16 protein-coding genes and 1 pseudogene are annotated in these 18,002 nt (G+C 65.0%); 7 read left to right on the forward strand and 10 right to left on the reverse strand.

Going from position 1 to position 18,002, the window contains the following annotated elements; translation table 11 throughout:
• Position 1: 1 nt before the first annotated feature.
• From AWB75_RS10485 to AWB75_RS36980, 5 genes are all read right to left on the reverse strand, one after another.
• On the reverse strand, positions 2 to 964 hold the full coding sequence (locus tag AWB75_RS10485) for a S49 family peptidase (RefSeq protein ID WP_061124007.1): 963 nt from the start codon (positions 962 to 964) through the stop codon (positions 2 to 4).
• A 26-nt stretch (positions 965 to 990) separates the two neighbouring features.
• Positions 991 to 1,377, reverse strand: a complete 387-nt coding sequence (locus AWB75_RS10490) for a Rieske (2Fe-2S) protein (protein WP_061124008.1) — start codon at positions 1,375 to 1,377, stop codon at positions 991 to 993.
• Positions 1,374 to 2,033, reverse strand: coding sequence for an HAD-IA family hydrolase (locus tag AWB75_RS10495; protein ID WP_061124009.1), 660 nt, complete (start codon positions 2,031 to 2,033; stop codon positions 1,374 to 1,376). Before AWB75_RS10495 ends, AWB75_RS10490 begins: the two co-directional genes overlap by 4 nt.
• A complete protein-coding gene (locus AWB75_RS10500) occupies positions 2,034 to 3,032 on the reverse strand; it encodes an RluA family pseudouridine synthase (RefSeq protein ID WP_061124010.1) in 999 nt (332 codons plus the stop codon).
• A gap of 167 nt (positions 3,033 to 3,199) precedes the next feature.
• Entirely contained in the window at positions 3,200 to 3,502 is a 303-nt protein-coding gene (locus AWB75_RS36980) for a hypothetical protein (protein ID WP_143746420.1), read from the reverse strand.
• A gap of 434 nt (positions 3,503 to 3,936) precedes the next feature.
• On the opposite strand from AWB75_RS36980, the gene AWB75_RS10505 reads away from it, so the two are divergent.
• From AWB75_RS10505 to AWB75_RS10530, 6 genes and pseudogenes are all read left to right on the forward strand, one after another.
• Positions 3,937 to 7,233, forward strand: a complete 3,297-nt coding sequence (locus tag AWB75_RS10505; RefSeq protein WP_061124011.1) for an Rne/Rng family ribonuclease — start codon at positions 3,937 to 3,939, stop codon at positions 7,231 to 7,233.
• A gap of 235 nt (positions 7,234 to 7,468) precedes the next feature.
• Entirely contained in the window at positions 7,469 to 8,575 is a 1,107-nt protein-coding gene (gene moaA / locus AWB75_RS10510; RefSeq protein WP_061124012.1) for a GTP 3',8-cyclase MoaA, read from the forward strand.
• An 82-nt stretch (positions 8,576 to 8,657) separates the two neighbouring features.
• Entirely contained in the window at positions 8,658 to 9,212 is a 555-nt protein-coding gene (mobA, locus tag AWB75_RS10515; RefSeq protein ID WP_235012059.1) for a molybdenum cofactor guanylyltransferase MobA, read from the forward strand.
• Between the two features lie 134 nt (positions 9,213 to 9,346).
• Positions 9,347 to 10,651, forward strand: a complete 1,305-nt coding sequence (moeA, locus tag AWB75_RS10520) for a molybdopterin molybdotransferase MoeA (protein WP_061124013.1) — start codon at positions 9,347 to 9,349, stop codon at positions 10,649 to 10,651.
• 65 nt (positions 10,652 to 10,716) lie between these two features.
• On the forward strand, positions 10,717 to 10,992 hold the full coding sequence (locus AWB75_RS10525; protein WP_061124014.1) for a hypothetical protein: 276 nt from the start codon (positions 10,717 to 10,719) through the stop codon (positions 10,990 to 10,992).
• A pseudogene (locus AWB75_RS10530) lies at positions 10,989 to 11,467 on the forward strand (N-acetyltransferase family protein). Before AWB75_RS10525 ends, AWB75_RS10530 begins: the two are co-directional and overlap by 4 nt.
• A gap of 1 nt (position 11,468) precedes the next feature.
• Here AWB75_RS10530 and AWB75_RS10535 read toward each other — a convergent pair.
• From AWB75_RS10535 to pncB, 5 genes are all read right to left on the reverse strand, one after another.
• Positions 11,469 to 12,926, reverse strand: a complete 1,458-nt coding sequence (locus AWB75_RS10535; RefSeq protein ID WP_061124015.1) for a DNA recombination protein RmuC — start codon at positions 12,924 to 12,926, stop codon at positions 11,469 to 11,471.
• Positions 12,923 to 13,903 carry a 2-hydroxyacid dehydrogenase gene (locus AWB75_RS10540; RefSeq protein ID WP_061124016.1) on the reverse strand — a complete coding sequence of 327 codons (981 nt, stop codon included), beginning with the start codon at positions 13,901 to 13,903 and terminating at the stop codon, positions 12,923 to 12,925. The genes AWB75_RS10535 and AWB75_RS10540 overlap by 4 nt, the downstream gene beginning before the upstream one ends.
• A 9-nt stretch (positions 13,904 to 13,912) precedes the next feature.
• Positions 13,913 to 15,316 (reverse strand): sodium:proton antiporter, encoded by a 1,404-nt coding sequence (locus tag AWB75_RS10545; RefSeq protein WP_061124071.1) that lies wholly within the window; start codon positions 15,314 to 15,316, stop codon positions 13,913 to 13,915.
• Between the two features lie 5 nt (positions 15,317 to 15,321).
• Positions 15,322 to 15,993: a LutC/YkgG family protein gene (locus tag AWB75_RS10550; protein ID WP_061124072.1), complete on the reverse strand. Its 672-nt coding sequence runs from the start codon at positions 15,991 to 15,993 to the stop codon at positions 15,322 to 15,324.
• A 158-nt stretch (positions 15,994 to 16,151) separates the two neighbouring features.
• Positions 16,152 to 17,342: a nicotinate phosphoribosyltransferase gene (gene pncB, locus AWB75_RS10555; RefSeq protein WP_061124017.1), complete on the reverse strand. Its 1,191-nt coding sequence runs from the start codon at positions 17,340 to 17,342 to the stop codon at positions 16,152 to 16,154.
• 264 nt (positions 17,343 to 17,606) lie between these two features.
• Between pncB and fdxA the strand changes: the two genes are divergently transcribed.
• Positions 17,607 to 17,930 carry a ferredoxin FdxA gene (gene fdxA / locus AWB75_RS10560; protein WP_061124018.1) on the forward strand — a complete coding sequence of 108 codons (324 nt, stop codon included), beginning with the start codon at positions 17,607 to 17,609 and terminating at the stop codon, positions 17,928 to 17,930.
• The last annotated feature ends 72 nt before the right edge of the window (positions 17,931 to 18,002 follow it).

The raw sequence follows: 18,002 nt of genomic DNA on the forward strand, positions 1-18,002 counted from the left end.
ATCAGCGCAGTTGCGGCTTGCCGCCGGGCGTAAGCGCGCGCACGGCGGCATCGCCCACCGACGCGCCGAAGCGCCGCACCACGCGCTCGCTGATGCTCTCCTTCTGCGAATAATCGACGATGTCCGGCTGCTTGATGATTTCGCGCGCCACGTAGCTGGCGTCGCCGAAACCGTCGGCGAGACCGAGCTCGACGCTCTTCTCACCGGTCCAGAACATGCCGGAGAAGAGCTGCGGATCATCCTTCAGACGTTTGCCGCGCCCGAGCTTCACCGCGTCGATGAACTGCGTGTGGATCTGATCGAGCATTTCCTGCGCGTGCGCGTTCATCGCCGGTGATTCGGGCGAAAACGGATCGAAGGCGCCCTTGTTCGCGCCGGACGTGTGCATGCGGCGCTGGATGCCGAGCTTGTCCATCAGCCCGGTGAAGCCGAAACCGTCCATCAGCACGCCGATCGAACCGACGATGCTCGCGCGATCGACGTAAATCTTGTCCGCCGCCGCCGCGACGTAATAGCCGCCCGACGCGCACATGTCGTCGACGACGACGTAGAGCGGCGTCTTCGGATGCTTGACGCGCAGCCGCCTGATCTCGCCGTTGATGATGCCCGCCTGCACCGGACTGCCGCCCGGGCTGTTGATGCGTAGGATCACGCCCGCCGTGTTCTCGTCCTCGAACGCGCTCCGCAGCGCGGCGTCGATATTGTCGGCGCTCGCATCGCTGTTTGCGGCGATTTCGCCTTGCAGATCGATGAGCGCGGTGTGCTTGCCCGCTTTCGCGACGCGATCGCCGGTGAAATCGAACACGCCCCATGCGATCAGCGCGATCACCGCGAGAAACACGAAGCGGAAGAAGATGCGCCAGCGCCGCGCGGCGCGCTGCTCGCGGATCGCGGCGAGCGCGATGCGTTCGAGCGCGTCGCGCTCCCAATTGTCGTTGCGGCGCGGCGGAAGGTCGTCGGACATGCGTTGTTATGTGTCGTGAGAAGGAATCAGGCGGGGCGCAGCGCGTCGTCGGGCAGCCAGAAGACCGCGCGGCCTTCCGGCGTGTCGCGCTCTTCCACCGTCACGGGCCGAAGCCGCGCGCCGCGGCATGGACCGCCGACGCATTTGCCGCTTTCGGGCTCGTAGATCGCGCCGTGGGTGGCGCACATCAAGTATAGGCCCGAGCTTTCGAAGAACTGGCCCTCGTTCCAGTCGAGCTCCATCGGCACGTGCGCGCAGCGGTTCAGATAGCCGTATGGCTTGCCGTCGTAGCGCACGAAGAACACGACGGCCTCGCCGCTCGCCTCTTTCGCCGGCAGGCGAACGCCCGCGCCGCCATCGACGAGTTCATCGGACGCGCAAACGCGCACGGCATCCCGCACCGGCTCGCTCATGCGTGCTCCCGCAGCCAGCCCGCGAGCGAGGCGACGCTGTCCGCGCAGAACTGCGGCTCGAGCGCCATGAGCGAATCTGCCGGATGCGCGCCGTAGCCCACGCCGATGCCCGCCGCGCCGGCGTTGATCGCCATTTGCAGGTCGTGCGTCGTGTCGCCGATCATCACCGTGCGCGCGAGATCCTGACCGAGCTGGCGCGTGAGTTCCTGGAGCATCGCGGGATGCGGCTTCGAGAAGGTTTCGTCGGCGCAGCGCGTGCTGTCGAAAAGGCTGGTGAGCCGCGATTCGTCAAGCGCGCGATTCAGCCCGACGCGGCTCTTGCCCGTCGCGACCGCGAGAAAGTAGCCGAGATCCCGCAGCTCGTGCAAAAGCTCGCGCACGCCGTCGAAAAGCTCAGTCTTCTGGCCCATCGTCAGGAAATGGAAACGATAGCGCTCCGCGAGGCGCGGATACTCCGACGGGTCGAGCGTCGGCGCGCAGATCTGCAGCGCGTCCTTGAGCCCGAGGCCGATCACGTAACTCGCGGATTCATCCGCCGGCACCGGAAGTCCCAAGTCGCGGCATGCGGCCTGAATGCTGCGCGTGATGTGGGCGGTCGAATCCATCAGCGTGCCGTCCCAGTCGAAAACGATCAGATCGAATTGCTGCCGCGCCATTTATGGTGTCTCTTGGTTTTTGAGTTGCTCGATGAAGCGTTTGCATTCGGCCGGCAGCGGCGCCTCGAACTGCAACGGCTCGCCCGTCGCCGGGTGCGTGATTTTCAGTCGATAAGCGTGCAGAAACATGCGCTTGAGGGACGGTCTCGCGCTCGAACGCGCGAGTTCCTTGTTCAACGCGAAGTCGCCGTATTTGGCGTCGCCCGCAATCGGCAGGCCGATGCTCGCCATATGCACGCGAATCTGATGCGTGCGGCCGGTCTTCAGTTCCGCCTCGACCCACGCGTAGTCGCGCCAGCGCTCGATCAGATTGAAGACCGTATGCGACGGCAGCCCGTTTTCCTGAATCCGCACGCGCCGTTCGCCGTCCGCCGCGACGTACTTGTGCAGCGGCGCCTTCACGATGCGCCGGCGGCCCCAATCGGCTTGCCATTCGCCGTGCCCGCACGCGTAATAACGCTTGTCGACGCGATTTTCGCGAATCTGCTCGTGCAGATCGACGAGCGCCGAACGCTTTTTCGCGAGCATGAGCACGCCGGACGTCTCGCGATCGAGCCGATGCACCAGTTCGAGGAATTTCGCGTGGGGCCGCGCATTGCGAAGCTGCTCGATAACGCCGAACGCGACGCCGCTGCCGCCATGCACCGCGACGCCGCAAGGTTTATCGATGACGATCAGGTGGTCGTCCTCGAAAATGATCGGAAACTCGGCCGCGGGCGCGTTCGACGACACCGGCGCCTCGTCGGCTTGCGCCGTGCGGATCGGCGGGACGCGCACGAGATCGCCCAGTTCGAGCCGGTACGCCGCGTCGATTCGGCCTTTGTTCACGCGCACTTCGCCGCTGCGCAGAATCCGGTAGATATGGCTTTTCGGGACGCCTTTGCAGACGCGCAGCAAAAAATTGTCGATTCGCTGACCGGCTGCGTTCTCGTCGACTTCGATCATCGACACCTGCTCGCTTGCGACCCGTTTATGGGATGTTTTGCCTAACTCATTCATTCTGAATATAATTTGCGAGCAGCCTGAAAAGGTCGACGCTTAGGATCAAGCAGCGGCCGTAATTGATCAGACTGTTGAGGTGCAAGCGATAAACCATCATTTTACTTGCGCCCAAGGTCGGTTGCTCACCCGGATTCGAAGAGCAACGAGTTGCACGCACGGCGATATCACCGGCAGGGACGGAGCCCACAGGCGCGTTCGGTCGAGTCGATCGCCGCCGGTAACGGATTTTTGGTCAAAAAGAATTTTATCGGCGAGAAGCGACGGCGCCCGGCAACCAAGCCAAACGCCCGCCCGAATCGGCCCTGCATCGCGCGGGAGAAACGGGTAAATCGCAGCTCGCCGGATTGCGAACCATCGACGACGTGAATCGCTGCTGCGCTGATTGCTGCGAAGCGCGATACGAAACAAAGCGTCGCAAAGAGGCGAGACACGGACGAACCGCTGGCGGCTGAAAAGCCCGCGGTCATGCCGGCGCGGTCAGGCCGCAAGATGCAGGTTGGTGACGCAGCACCGCGAAGCATTGGGCGGCCCTGCACGATACCGTCCCGCCTTGCTGCTGCCGTCGGGAGGAAACAGGCTCTGTTGCAAGAGCGCCCTTGGGTTTGGCGCGTCAAATTTGAGACGCGAGAAGCCGCGGCGCCGCCGTGCATCCTCCGCCGCGCAGACTGCCGCGTCGGCGTCTTTTCGATAGTTCGCATGTGCCCCACGGCGCGGCCGGCTCACTCGCCGCGCGCCTGCTTTCGGCAATTCTCCCGCCAGAAGTCCCGCTCCAGCGTGCTTTGTGACAACACACAAAAAGCGTGGCACGCCCACCTTCCCGCTTCGTGCGCGTGATCGCGAATTTCGATCACCGACGCCGATTCGCCTGACGAGGGGGACGGAGCTGCTCTGGAGCCGTTTCATGAAACGCATGCTGTTTAACGCGACGCAGCAAGAGGAATTGCGCGTCGCCATCGTCGATGGGCAGAAGCTCATCGACATCGACATCGAAACCGCCGGGCGCGAACAGCGCAAAGGCAATATCTACAAGGGCGTCGTCACCCGCATCGAGCCGTCGCTCGAAGCGTGCTTCGTCAACTACGGCGAGGACCGCCACGGGTTTCTGCCCTTCAAGGAAGTCGCCCGCCAGTATTTCCGCGACGGCGTCGAGATGCGCTCCGCGCGCATTCAGGACGCGCTTCGTGAAGGCCAGGAACTCATCGTTCAGGTCGAAAAGGAAGAGCGCGGCAACAAGGGCGCGGCGCTGACCACGTTCATCTCGCTGGCCGGCCGCTATCTCGTCCTGATGCCGAACAACCCGCGCGGCGGCGGCGTGTCGCGCCGGATCGAAGGCGACGAGCGGCAGGAACTGCGCGAAACCATGTCGCAGCTCGAACTGCCGGACGGCATGAGCATCATCGCGCGCACGGCGGGTATCGGCCGTTCGGCGGAAGAGCTCCAGTGGGACCTGAATTACCTGATGCAACTGTGGCGCGCGATCGAAGCCGCGTCGCAGAGCGGCGTCGGCGGCCAGCCGATGCTCATCTATCTCGAGTCGAGCCTCGTCATCCGGGCGATTCGCGACTATTTCCAGCCGGATATCGGCGAAATCCTCATCGACACGACCGAAATCCATGATCAGGCACGCGCCTTCATGGATATCGTGATGCCCGACAACCTGCAAAAGGTGAAGCGCTATCACGACGACGTGCCGCTCTTCTCGCGCTTCCAGATCGAGCATCAGATCGAGACCGCGTACTCGCGTACGGTGCCGCTGCCCTCGGGCGGCGCGATCGTGATCGATCACACCGAGGCGCTCGTCGCCATCGACGTGAACTCGGCGCGCGCGACCAAGGGCGCGGACATCGAGGAAACCGCGACGCGCACCAATCTCGAAGCCGCCGACGAAGTCGCGCGCCAGCTTCGTCTGCGCGATCTGGGCGGGCTGATCGTGATCGATTTCATCGACATGGAATCGGCCAAGAGCCAGCGCGAAGTCGAGCAGCGCCTGAAAGACGCGTTGAAGCACGACCGCGCGCGCGTACAAATGGGCAAGATTTCGCGCTTCGGGCTGATGGAACTGTCGCGTCAGCGTCTGCGTCCGGCGCTGTCGGAAGGCAGCCATGTGACGTGCCCGCGCTGTAACGGCACCGGCCATATCCGCGATACCGAATCGTCCGCGCTGCAAGTACTGCGGATCATTCAGGAAGAAGCGATGAAGGAAAACACCGCGGCAATCCATTGCCAGGTGCCGGTCGAGGTGACCGCCTTCCTGCTGAACGAGAAGCGCTCGGAAATCAACAAGATCGAGTCGCGCTTCAAGGTCAACGTCGTTCTGATCCCGAACAAGCATCTCGAAACGCCGCATTACAAGCTGGAACGTCTGCGTCACGACGATGCGCGCCTCGACGAACCGCGCGCCTCGTGGAAGATGGCCGTCGAAGCGGCGAGCGAGCTGGAATCGGAAACGGGCTACAGCAAGCGCACCGAAGAAGTGAAGCCGAAGCAGGAAGCGGCCGTGAAGGGCATCACGCCCGAAAAGCCCGCGCCGAGCGCGCCGGTCAAGCCCGCGCCTGTCGAAGCCGCACCCGCTCCTGCGCCCGTGCCGGCGAGCGGCGGTTTCATCGCGTGGATCAAGAATCTGTTCGGCATTCAACCTGCGGCGACGCCCGCTCCGGCGCCGGTCGAAGTGCAACCGGCCACGCGTCCGCAGCGCGAGCGCGGCGAGCGCCCGGGTGGCGGTGATCGCAACCGCAACCGCCGTGGCGGCGGCGCCGGTCGTGAAGGCGCCGCAGCCAGCGCGACGGCGGGTGCCAATGGCACGGGCCGCCAAGGTGCGCGCCGTGAAGATCGCGAGGCACGTGGCGGCCGTGAAGGACGTGAACTGCGTGAGGTTCGTGAGCCGCGTGAAGCGCGCGAGCCGCGTGAAACACGGGAACCGCGTGAGGCACGCGAGCCGCGTGAACCGCGCGAGGCACGTGAGCCGCGCGATCGCAACGCGGAACGCGCCGCACGTCCGGAAGCTGGCGAGCGTCAGGAACGCCGCGAACGTCCGGACCGGGGCGAACGTGCTGAACGTGCTGAACGTCCGGAACGCGCTGAACGTGGCGAGCGCCGCAAGCCGCAACCGGAAGCCGCCGTCGAGGCGCTGACGCAAGGCGAAACGGTACCTTCGGAGTTCGTCGACGCGCCGCAAGCCAACGCCGAAGCGCAAGAGTCCGGCATCGACGCGCTGACCGCCGATCAAAGCGCTGCCGCGCGTGAAGGCGAAGAACGCCGCCGCCGTCGCCGTGGCCGTCGTGGCGGCCGTCGCGATCGCGATGACGATGGCATGACCGTGAATCACGCAGCCGATGTCGCGGAAGCGGAAGGCGCGGCGGAAAGCGTCTCGGCACAAGCCGGCGTATTCGACGCCGAAGCCGCGCAGGAAGCGGCCGCACGTCGCGAAGCACGCCCTGCCGCCTCGCAGCCGGCCGAGCAGCCTGTTGTCGAGCCGATCGCGCAGCCGGTCGCAGCGAAGCCGCAGGAGCAAGCGCCCGCCGCAGCCGAGGAAGCACCGGTTGCCAGGGCCGCCGAAGCAGAGCCGTTCGAACTAAAAGCGCAAACGCCCGAGCCGACGACGTTCGATCTCTTCGAGAAGGCGGCCCCGGCGCCTGCGGTCGAGAATCCGTTCGGCTCGTCGCCGAAGGCCGCCGAGCCGCAGACGGCCGATCCGTTCGCGCCGGCGCCCGCACCTGTCGTGACGGACGAGCCAAAGCCCGCCGCTGTCGAAGCGCAGGTCCAGCCTGCCGAAGAAGTTCCGGCTGCGGCGCCCGTCGCCGCTACGGAACCCGCCGAAGCGGCCGAGCCTGTGAAAACCGCCGCGGTCGCGCCGACGCCCGAAGCGACTGCCGTCGAGCCGGTGAAGCCGGTCGAGCGCACGGAAGTGCAAGCGCCGGTCGCGGCTCATGAGCCGGTCGCCGTCGTTTCGGAGCCGGTGAAGGCGGCCGCACCCGCCGCGCCCGCGACTTCGACGCCGATTGCGGTCACCGCCCTTGAGCCGATGCTTGAGCGCGCAGGCCTCGTCTGGGTAAACACGGACGAAGGCAAGCTGCGCGACGCGAACGCCGCCGCCGCGCGCGAACCGGCGCCGGTGCGCGTGCCGCGCGAGCGCAAGCCGCTCCCCCCGGCCGACACCGCGCCGATGCAGCAAGTGGAAACCAGCAAGAGCATCCACTGAGCGTGAACGCGCGAGCCGGGTCGCTTCGGCGATCCGGCGGCAGTCAGACGACGCCATCGATTTTCGAATCGATGGCGTTTTTCATTGCTCCATCGAAATTGGACGAAACCGCGGGAAAACCGGGACGCCGTGTCGCTGCGTCCCAATGCCCCGGACCGCGCGGTTCCGCTAAAATGGGACGATTCAATCATCATTCGAACAAGGCCATAGCGGCCGAGGCGAGCCCCGAGTCATCATGTCCCGACGCATCATCCCCTTGGCCGATGTCAGCTCGATTCCGGACCTTTCCGGCGCCGTGACGTCGCCGTCCGGGCTGCTCACGGACACGCTCGCGCGCCCGCTGCGCGACCTGCGCATCTCGGTGACGGACCGCTGCAACTTCCGCTGCGTGTACTGCATGCCGCGCGAAGTGTTCGACAAGGACTACCAGTTCCTTCCGCACGCCGCCTTGCTCTCGTTCGAGGAAATCGAGCGGCTCGCGCGCGTGTTCGTCGCGCACGGCGTCGAAAAGATTCGTCTCACGGGCGGCGAGCCGCTGTTGCGCAAGAACATCGAATTCCTGATCGAACGGCTCGCGCTTCTGCGCACGCCGGAAGGCCGCCCGCTCGATCTGACGCTGACGACGAACGGCTCGCTCCTCGCGCGCAAGGCGCGTTCATTGAAAGACGCGGGTCTCTCGCGCGTCACCGTCAGTCTCGACGCCCTCGACGACGCCCTCTTTCGCCGCATGAACGACGCCGATTTCGCGGTCGCCGACGTGCTGGACGGCATCGAAACGGCGCAAGCCGCCGGTCTCGATCCGATCAAGATCAACATGGTCGTGAAGCGCGGCACGAACGACCAGGAAATCGTGCCGATGGCACGCCACTTCAAAGGCAGCGGCGCCGCCCTGCGCTTCATCGAATATATGGATGTCGGGGCATCGAACGGCTGGAACATGAGCGAAGTGTTGCCGTCGGCGCAAGTCGTCGAGCGTATCGACGCGCATTTTCCACTCGACCCGCTCGAAGCGCACACGGCCGCCGAAACGGCGCAACGCTGGGGCTATCGCGACGGCAGCGGTGAAATCGGCGTGATTTCCAGCGTCACGCGCGCGTTTTGCGGCGACTGCACGCGCGCGCGGCTGTCGACGGAAGGCAAGCTCTATCTGTGCCTCTTCGCGGTATCCGGTCACGATCTGCGCGGCCTGATCCGCGGCGGCGCGAGCGACGAGGAAGTCGGAACCGCCATCGCGCGCATTTGGGAAGCGCGCGGCGACCGTTATTCGCAATTGCGCGGTGGCGCATCGGCGCCGTCGCGCGAGGACGCGCCGCGCGTCGAGATGTCGTACATCGGCGGCTGAGCGCGGCGGATCGCTCGTGCTGAACGTTCATTCATCCTCGAATGTCACTGCGCTCGTGCTCGCGGGCGGACGCGGCTCGCGCATGGGCGGCATCGACAAAGGCATGCAGCCGTTTCGCGGCGAGCCGCTCGCGCTGCATGTGATACGGCGCGTCGCGCCTCAGGCGGCCGCGGTGCTGATCAGCGCGAATCGTTCCCTCGACGACTACGCGCGCCTTGGCGCGGCGTTCGGCGCGCGCGTCATCGCAGACACACGCGCCGATTTTCCCGGACCGCTGGCCGGCATCGCCGCCGCATTGCGCGCCGCGACGACCGAGTTCTTGCTGATCGCGCCATGCGATGCCCCGTTCGTCGACGAACATCTCGGCGCCGCGCTGATGCACGCACTCGATGCAAAGCGCGCGAGCATTGCCTATGCCGCAACGATCGACGCCTCCGGTGATGTCATGGCGCATCCGGTCTTCGCGCTCTTGCAAACCTCGCTCGCCGATGATCTCGACGCCTGGCTCGACGCGGGGGAACGCAAAGTCCGCGCGTGGTACGCGCGCCACACGGCGGCGGAAGTCCAATTTCACGACGAACGCGCGTTTTACAATATCAACGATTTACAGCAGCTGGTCGAGCTGGAACCCCGCTGACTCGTAACCCGACCGTTGCAACCCGATTGTTCGCGCGATTCCGCCGTAGCGGCCATCCGACGTCGGGCGCTCAATCACCGCGCGGCCTCGCGGCTGCTTCTTCGCCGGGCTCCGGCCGCGATCCACGCCGATTCATGACCACGTCCAAGGAATTCTCCGCCTGCGTCGCCCATTACGATCCGAACGCGCTGCCCGTCGTCGCGGCGCAGGAAATCGTTCGTCAATGGGCCACGCCGCGCACCCGGGACGCGCAGATTGAGCGCGTAGGCTTGCACGACGCGCTCGATCGCGTGCTCGCCGAGGACGTGATCTCCCCCATCGACGTGCCCGCCTTCGACAATTCCGCAATGGACGGCTACGCGTTCGCCGGCGAGGCGCTCGCGGGCGGCGCTGCAACGCTGGGGCTCACCGTCGCGGGCGCCGCGCTCGCCGGACGGCCATTCGATGCCGCGCCGGGCGCGGGCCAATGTGTGCGCATCATGACGGGCGCGCTGATTCCGCCGGGCTGCGACACCGTCGTGCCGCAGGAACTCGTGACCCGCGAAGGCGACGCGATCCGCTTCTCCACCGCCGCAATCCGCGCCGGCCAGAATCGCCGCCTGTCGGGCGAAGATCTCGCGAAAGGCAAGCCTGCGCTCATCGCGGGCCGTATCGTGCGCGCGTCGGATCTCGGCCTGCTCGCGTCGCTCGGCATCGGCGAGGTGTCTGTCCACAAGCGCCTCACCGTTGCGTTTTTCTCGACGGGCGACGAATTGCGCTCGGTCGGCGAAACGCTGAGCCCGGGCAGCCTTTACGACAGCAACCGCTACACGCTCTTTGCGATGCTCAAGCGTCTGAACGTCGACACCGTCGATCTCGGCATCGTGCGCGACGACCGTGCATCGCTCGAAAAGGCGTTGCGCGAGGCAACCGAACGCGCGGATGTCGTGATCAGCTCGGGCGGCGTCTCGGTCGGCGATGCGGACTTCACGCGCGAACTGATGAATTCGCTCGGCGACGTCGCCTTCTGGAAGATCGCGATGCGCCCCGGACGGCCGCTCGCCTTCGGCCGCCTGTGGTCGGGCGTGCGCGCGGGAACGGGCGAATCGGCGCTATTCTTCGGCTTGCCGGGCAATCCGGTCGCCGTGATGGTGACGTTTTACTTCATCGTGCGCGAGGCGCTTCTGGCGATGTCCGGCGCGACGCGCCAGCCGCTCACGGCGATCCGCGCGATCAGCGCCGAGCCGATAAAGAAGCGCGCGGGCCGCACGGAGTTCCAGCGCGGCATCGCCACACGTAACGACGACGGTCGCTTTCAGGTCGTCACCACGGGTCCGCAAGGTTCCGGCGTGCTCAGTTCGATGAGCGAAGCGAACTGCTTCATCGTGCTGGAGCACGCGCGCGGCGACATCGACGCCGGAGACGAAGTCGAGATCGTGCCGTTCGACGGCCTGATCTGACCGAACGCCACGGCACGCGCCGCCAGGACCAACATTCCTACATCGATAGACGGGGCTTTCCTTTCATGAAAAAGCAGATCTCATTTATCGCACCGGGGCAGACCGCCAAGGCGCTGATCCTCGTGTACCTGACTTTCAGCGTGCCGATCGTGCTGCTCGGCGTGGTGGTCGCGTTCGTCCGATTCGGCTCGGTGGAAGTGAGCACCGTCACGAGCGCGCTGCTGCTGAACGCGATTCTCGGTTTCGTCCTGCTGTGGATCGCGTGCCACGCGTACAACTGGGTGGCGTCGCGTTTCGGCGGCATCGAGATCGTGCTGTCCGATGCGCCGGAGGAAGCATGAGCGCGGCCAACATCCGCGCGGCCACGCCCGCCGACATCCCCGCGATTTTCGGCCTGATGTACGAGCTCGCCGAGTTCGAGAAGCTCACGCATCTGTTCATCGCGACTGAGGAAGGCGTGCACGATGCGCTCTTCGGCGCGCGCCCTGCCGCTGAAGCGCTCGTCGCGGAGCAGGCAGGCGAAGTCGTCGGCTATGCGCTTTTCTTCCAGAACTTCTCGACCTTCCTCGGCAGGCGCGGTCTTTATCTCGAAGACCTGTACGTGCGTCCGTCGATGCGCGGAAGCGGTCTCGGCACGCTGATGCTGAAGAAGCTCGCGACGCTTGCGGTCGAGCGTCAGTGCGGCCGCTTCGAGTGGTCGGTGCTCGACTGGAATCAGAACGCAATCGACTTCTACGAAAAGATGGGCGCGACGTGCTGCCCGACTGGCGCATCGTGCGCGTGACGGGCGAGCCGCTCGAACGCCTCGCCCGGTGACTCAGACGTCGTCGTCTTCGGGCGACGACGCATCGCTGAGCGCATCTCCCAACAGCCCCGCAGTCTGTTCTCCCGGCAGCGCCTCGACATCGCGCAGGCGCTTGCCCATTTGCCGCGTGCGCGTCTGCGCCGCTTCGATCGAGCGCGCGACGGTTTCGAGCTGCGACTTCGTCTTCGCCAGCACTTCGCCGAACTTGCCGAACTCGGTCTTCACCGCGCCGAGCACCTGCCACACCTCGCTCGAACGCTTTTCGATCGCGAGCGTGCGAAACCCCATCTGCAGGCTGTTGAGAATCGCGGTCAGCGTAGTCGGCCCGGCGATGCTCACGCGATACTCGCGCTGCAACGCATCGCTCAGACCCGGACGGCGCAGCACTTCTGCATAGAGCCCTTCGGTCGGCAGAAAGAGCAGCGCGAAGTCCGTCGTATGAGGCGGCGCGACGTACTTCTGCGCGATCGACTTCGCCTCCGCGCGCAGCCGCCCTTCGAGCGCGCGCGACGCGTCCTCGACCGCGACCGGGTCCGCGCGTTCCTGCGCATCGATCAGACGCTCGTAATCCTCGCGCGGAAACTTCGCGTCGATGGGCAGCCACACGGGCGTCGCGGCATCGCCCGGTGAGCCCGGCGCGTCGTGCCGGCCCGGGAGCTTGATCGCGAATTCGACGCGCTCGCCCCGGTTCGGAACCGTCGCGACGTTCTTCGCGTACTGGTCCGGCGTGAGTAGTTGTTCGAGCAGCGATTCGAGCTGCACTTCGCCCCAGATGCCACGCGTCTTGACGTTGGTGAGCACCTTCTTCAGATCGCCGACGCCGGCCGCGAGCGTCTGCATCTCGCCGAGCCCGCGATGCACCTGCTCCAGCCGGTCCGACACCAGCTTGAACGATTCACCGAGCCGCTGTTCGAGCGTCGCGTGCAGCTTTTCGTCGACGGTTCTGCGCATCTCGTCGAGCTTCGTCGCGTTGTTCGCTTCGATGTCTTTCAGGCGCGCTTCGAGCGTCGCGCGCACTTCGCCGAGCCGCCGCTCGTTCGCTTCCGACAACTGCGCGAGATGCAGCGACACCGAATCGGCGAAGCGCTTCAACGCATTGCCCTGATCCTCGCGCGCCTGCTGGCCTTGCTGCGCGAGTTGCTGCGCGAGCGCGTCGAACTGCGCGTTCTGCACGCTCGACGTGTTCGCGAGCTGTGTCGACAGCGTTTGATGGAACTGCGCGAAGCCGCTTTGCGATTCCATGCGCGACACGCGCCCGCTCTCCGCGATATCGCCGCGCAAGCCGCGTTCGAGCCGCTCCTGCGCGCGCGCGTGGGCCTCGCCCATGTCGTTCACGCGATCGGTGAGCGCTTCGAATTCATCGAAGATCACGGCGTTCGAGTTGCGCCGCATCGACATGACGAGCGCGATGAGCGCGGCCACCAGCGCGATCGCCAGCACGGCGACCGCGCCAACCAACAGTTGCGTCATTTCTTCAGTACGTCCGGATTGATCGGGTTAGGCGGATTGCCGGCGCGCGGGCCTTCGCCCAGCGCCGCGATGAGATTGTCGGCGGCAAGATTGGCCATCGCGCGGCGCGTGCCTTCGGTCGCGCTCGCGATGTGCGGCGTCAGCACCACATTGTCGAGCGCGAGGAAATCGCGGTCGAAGTCCGGCTCGCCTTCGAACACGTCGATGCCCGCTGCCGCGATGCGCTTCTCGCGCAATGCGACGATCAGCGCCGCGTCATCGACGATGCCGCCGCGTGCGATATTCGTGAGCGTGGCCGTCGGCTTCATCAGCGCAAGCTCGGCCGCGGCGATCGTGTGATGACTCTCCTTCGAGTAAGGCACGACGAGCACGACATGATCCGCGCGCTTCAGCAAGTCTTCCTTCGACGCATATTCGGCGTTCAGCTCCGCTTCGATCTCCGGCGCCACGCGCGAGCGGTTGTGATAGATCACGCGCATGTTGAAACCGATTGCGCGCCGCGCGAGCGCCTGGCCGATGCGCCCCATGCCGATCACGCCGAGCGTCGAGCCGTACACGTCCGCGCCGAGGAACGAATCGAAGGACCACTTCTGCCACTTGCCCGCGCGCAGATAGTGCTCGGACTCGGTGACGCGCCGCGCCGCCGCCATCATCAGCGCCCAGCCGAAATCGGCGGTGGTTTCGTTCAGCACGTTCGGCGTGTTGGTGCCGAGCACGCCGTGCGCGTCGAACGCATGCATGTCGAAGTTGTTGTAGCCGACCGCCATGTTGGCGACCACCTTCAGGTTCGGCGCGCCCGCCAGCTCCTTCTCGCCGACCCGTTCGCCCGCTGTGAAGGCGCCATCCTTATCGGCGAGACGGCGCGCGAATTCGTCTTGCGGGAGCACGTCGCCGGGGTTCGCGTCGACATCGAAATACTGTTTGAGCCGCTCGATCACATCGGGGAACGTGGGACGCGCGACAAGTACCTTCTTCATCGATTGCTCCTAGAAAAATAGCCAGCCCATAACGGCGAATAGCGGCAGAAGGACCGCGCCCGACCACGCCATGTAGCCGAAGAAACTCGGCATGCGCACGCCGCGCGATTCGGCGATCGCCTTCACCATGAAATTCGGCGCATTGCCGATATACGTGTTCGCGCCCATGAAGACCGCGCCTGCGGAAATGGCGGCGAGCGTGGTGGCGTCGGTGGTCATGAGTGTCTGGGGATCGCCGCCCGCGAGACTGAAGAAGACGAGATAGGTCGGCGCGTTGTCGAGAAACGAGGACAGGAGGCCCGTTGCCCAGAAGTAGGCGATGTCGATCGGCTTGCCCTGTGCATCCGACACCGCGTGCACGATGCGCGCGAACGCGCCCGCCTCGCCCGCGCGCAGGATCGTGATGACCGGCGCGATGGTGATGAAGATCGCCGCGAAGAGCTTCGCGACTTCCGCGATCGGCGCCCAGTCGAACGCGTTGCCGGCGCGCGCGCTTTTCGGCGTGAGCACGAGCGACGCCAGCAGCACGGCGGCGAGCAGCACGTCGCGCACGAGATTCTGCAACTGCACTTGCGTGCCGAAGACATCAAATGCGACGCCGGGCTTCCAGATGCCACTCATCAACACGAGCGCGACGATCGCCAGGAGCAGCGCGAAGTTGATCTTGCCGTCGATGCCGAGCGGCGGCGTGTCGGGCGTCGGGTCGAGAAACGCGCGCTTCGCGTCGTGCGTGCGCCAGTAGTGATGGTCGAGCGCGTAGAAAACCGCGAGCAGCACGACGCAGACGAAGATCATCGGCAGCGCGAGATGCAGCGTCGTCCAGAAAAAGCCGACGCCGTTGAGAAAGCCGAGGAACAGCGGCGGATCGCCGAGCGGCGTGAGCGAGCCGCCCGCGTTCGCGACGAGGAAGATGAAGAACACGACCACATGCACGACATGCTTGCGGTTGTCGTTCGCGCGCAGAAGCGGACGGATCAGCAGCATGGCCGCGCCGGTCGTGCCCATGATGCTCGCGAGCGCGGCGCCGAGCGCGAGCAGCCCGGTATTGAGACGCGCCGACCCGTGCAGATTGCCGCGCACGCAGATACCGCCCGCCACCGTATAGAGCGCCGCCAGCAGGATGATGAACGGCACGTATTCTTCGAGCAGCGCGTGGACCAGCACGCCGCCGGCCGTGCCGGAGCCGAACGCGAACGCGAACGGCGCGAGAAACGCAATGGTCCACGCCGCTGCAATCTTGCCGAAATGGTGATGCCAGAATTTCGGTGCGACGAGCGGAAACACGGCGATGGACAACAGAACGCCGGCGAACGGCATGCCCCACGCCGCCGAGAGCGTCGCGCCATCGGGCGTCGCCGCCGAAGCGGCGGAAGCCGCGGTGCACGCCGCCACGCCTGCAAAAAAACGCCGCATCGGACTCACGCTCCGCGCACGACGATCACATGCACGCGATACGGCCCATGCGCGCCGAGCACGATGGTCTGTTCGATATCGCCGGTGCGCGACGGTCCCGATACGAAGTTCACGGCGCGCGGCAGTTCGCCCCGCTCGGTGCGCATCAACGCGAACGCGTCTTCCTGCGCCGCGACGATGCGCGATGCCGGCACGATCGCGATATGCGTCTGCGGCAGCAGCGCGCCGGACGCGGGCGTGTCTGCGCCGGAGAGCAGCACGAGCGAACCGGTTTCAGCCGTCGCGCAAAAGCAGCCGGTGATGCCGACGAGATCGGCGTCGGCTGGCTTGCGCAATGCTGCCTGAATGCCGGCTTGCGCCCAGGGAAGATCAGCGAGGGCGGGCCATGCGACCACGTCGGTGGGAAGATTCAGCGACTGGAGATAGCGCGCGGCTTCGGCGGGAGCATCCGCGAGCGCCTCCACTTCGGCGACCGTCGTGGAAAGCCGCTCGGCTTCGAGCCTGAACCGCGCGATGAGTTCGTCGAGCGTCTCGGGCAGCGGCGGACGCGGGCCCGCCGGATGCCGCTCCACATATTCCCGCGCGGCTGTGTATTCGGCGTCCGTCGGCGTGCCACGGCGGCCCTGCGCGCTGCGGATGCGCGCGAGAATGTTGCGGCGCGCGGCCGATGTGTCCATGGATGCCGTCCTCGTGGTTGCGTGCTCTGGATTCGTGCGCGCCGGATAGATCGACGCGTCCGAATTATAGCGAGCGATGTTCGCGTAAGAACCTCGGCTGAACGGCATAAGCCGAATGCACGAACGCTTGCCACGAACGCTTGCGAACGCGCAGGAAATCAGTCGTCGCCTACAGGCTGCTCGATGCCGAACACCTGGCGCAGATAGGCGAGATAGGCCTTGTCCTCGCACATGTTTTTGCCGGGCGAATCCGAGAGCTTCGCGACTGGCTGACCGTTGCAGCGGACCATCTTGATGACGATTTGCAGCGGCTGATAGCCGAGATCGTTGGTGAGATTCGTGCCGACGCCAAACGCGAGCTGGCAGCGTCCGCGAAAACGTTCATACAACTGGAGCACTTTCGGGATATCCAGCGCGTCGGAGAAGACAAGCACCTTCGTGCGCGGATCACAGCGGTTGTCCTCGTAATGCTTGATGAGGCGCTCGCCCCAGTCGAAGGGATCGCCGGAATCGTGACGCGCGCCGTCGAAGAGCTTGCAGAAATACATGTCGAAGTCGCGCAGGAACGCCTTCATGCCATAGACGTCCGACAGCGCGATCCCGAGGTCGCCGCGATATTCCTTCGCCCACATCTCGAAGCCGAAAATCTGCGAATCACGCAAGCGCGGACCCAGCGCCTGACACGCCTGAAGATACTCATGGGCCATCGTGCCGAGCGGCCGCAAGCCGTGCTTCATCGCGTAGAACACGTTGCTCGTGCCCGCGAACTGCGCGCCGAGCCTGTCTTTCAACGTGAGCACCACTTCCTCGTGCCACTGCCCCGAGAAGCGGCGGCGCGTGCCGTAATCGGCGATCTTGCAGTCGGAGTATTCGGGCGGCGTGGCGAGCAGCTTGATCTTGTCGCGCAGGCGCACGCGGCCGGTTTCGTACTCGGGCTTGCGCTGCGTGTTGCGGAAGTAGACCTCGTTGACGATCGCCAGCACCGGAATCTCGAAGAGAATCGTATGCAGCCACGGCCCTTCGATTCCGATCTCGATCTCGCCATTTTTCTTCGGCGACGGCGAGATGTGCACGGACTTCTCGTTCAGATGAAAGAGCGCGAGAAAATCGATGAAGTCGCTTTTGATGAAACGCATCCGCCGCAGATAGTCCAACTCCTCTTCGGTGAAGCGCAGGTTGCAGAGCTGACGCACTTCGTCGCGGATTTCGTCGATGTACGGTACAAGATCGACATTCGGCGTGCGGCAGCGGAAGCGATACTCGACGTGCGCCGCCGGGAAATGATGCAGCACGACCTGCATCATGGTGAACTTGTAGAGGTCGGTATCGAGCAGCGAATTGATGATCATGGTTCTGACGGAGACTTCACCGAAGAGGCCGCGCGGGCCTTATGCCTTTAGGGTCATGTTACCCGAATGTCCGCAGGGCATGACCATGCGCCATCCTTTTACGAAGCCGCGCATACATACATCACGAAACGATATAAGAGGCGCGCCGCGCCGCTCGCGCCCGCTTTTACCGTTACGCTACAATATGCGTTTTGGCAAGCGCATCTCCGACCTATGTAGCCGCTCGGAGCGCCGCCCCCACGAATTCCGCATGCAGGAGCCTGAATGACTCACGTTGTGACCGAAAGCTGCATCAAGTGCAAGTACACCGATTGTGTGGACGTGTGCCCGGTGGATTGCTTCCGCGAAGGTCCCAACTTTCTCGCGATCGATCCGGACGAGTGCATCGACTGCGCCGTGTGCGTGGCCGAGTGCCCGGTCAACGCCATCTACGCCGAAGAGGACGTGCCCTCGGACCAGCAGCACTTCACCGAACTGAACGCCGACCTGTCGCGCAACTGGCCGAGCATCACGAAAACGAAGGGATCGCTTCCCGAGGCGGACGAGTTCAAGGACGTGAAGGACAAGCTGAACCTGCTCGAGCGCTGAAGCGGGCAGACATCGGCGCATTTGGCTTCGTTTGATTGCAAAAAATGGATTTCGAATGAAGATTGGGCGTTG

The organism is Caballeronia catudaia (assembly GCF_001544755.2).
Taxonomy (GTDB): domain Bacteria; phylum Pseudomonadota; class Gammaproteobacteria; order Burkholderiales; family Burkholderiaceae; genus Caballeronia; species Caballeronia catudaia.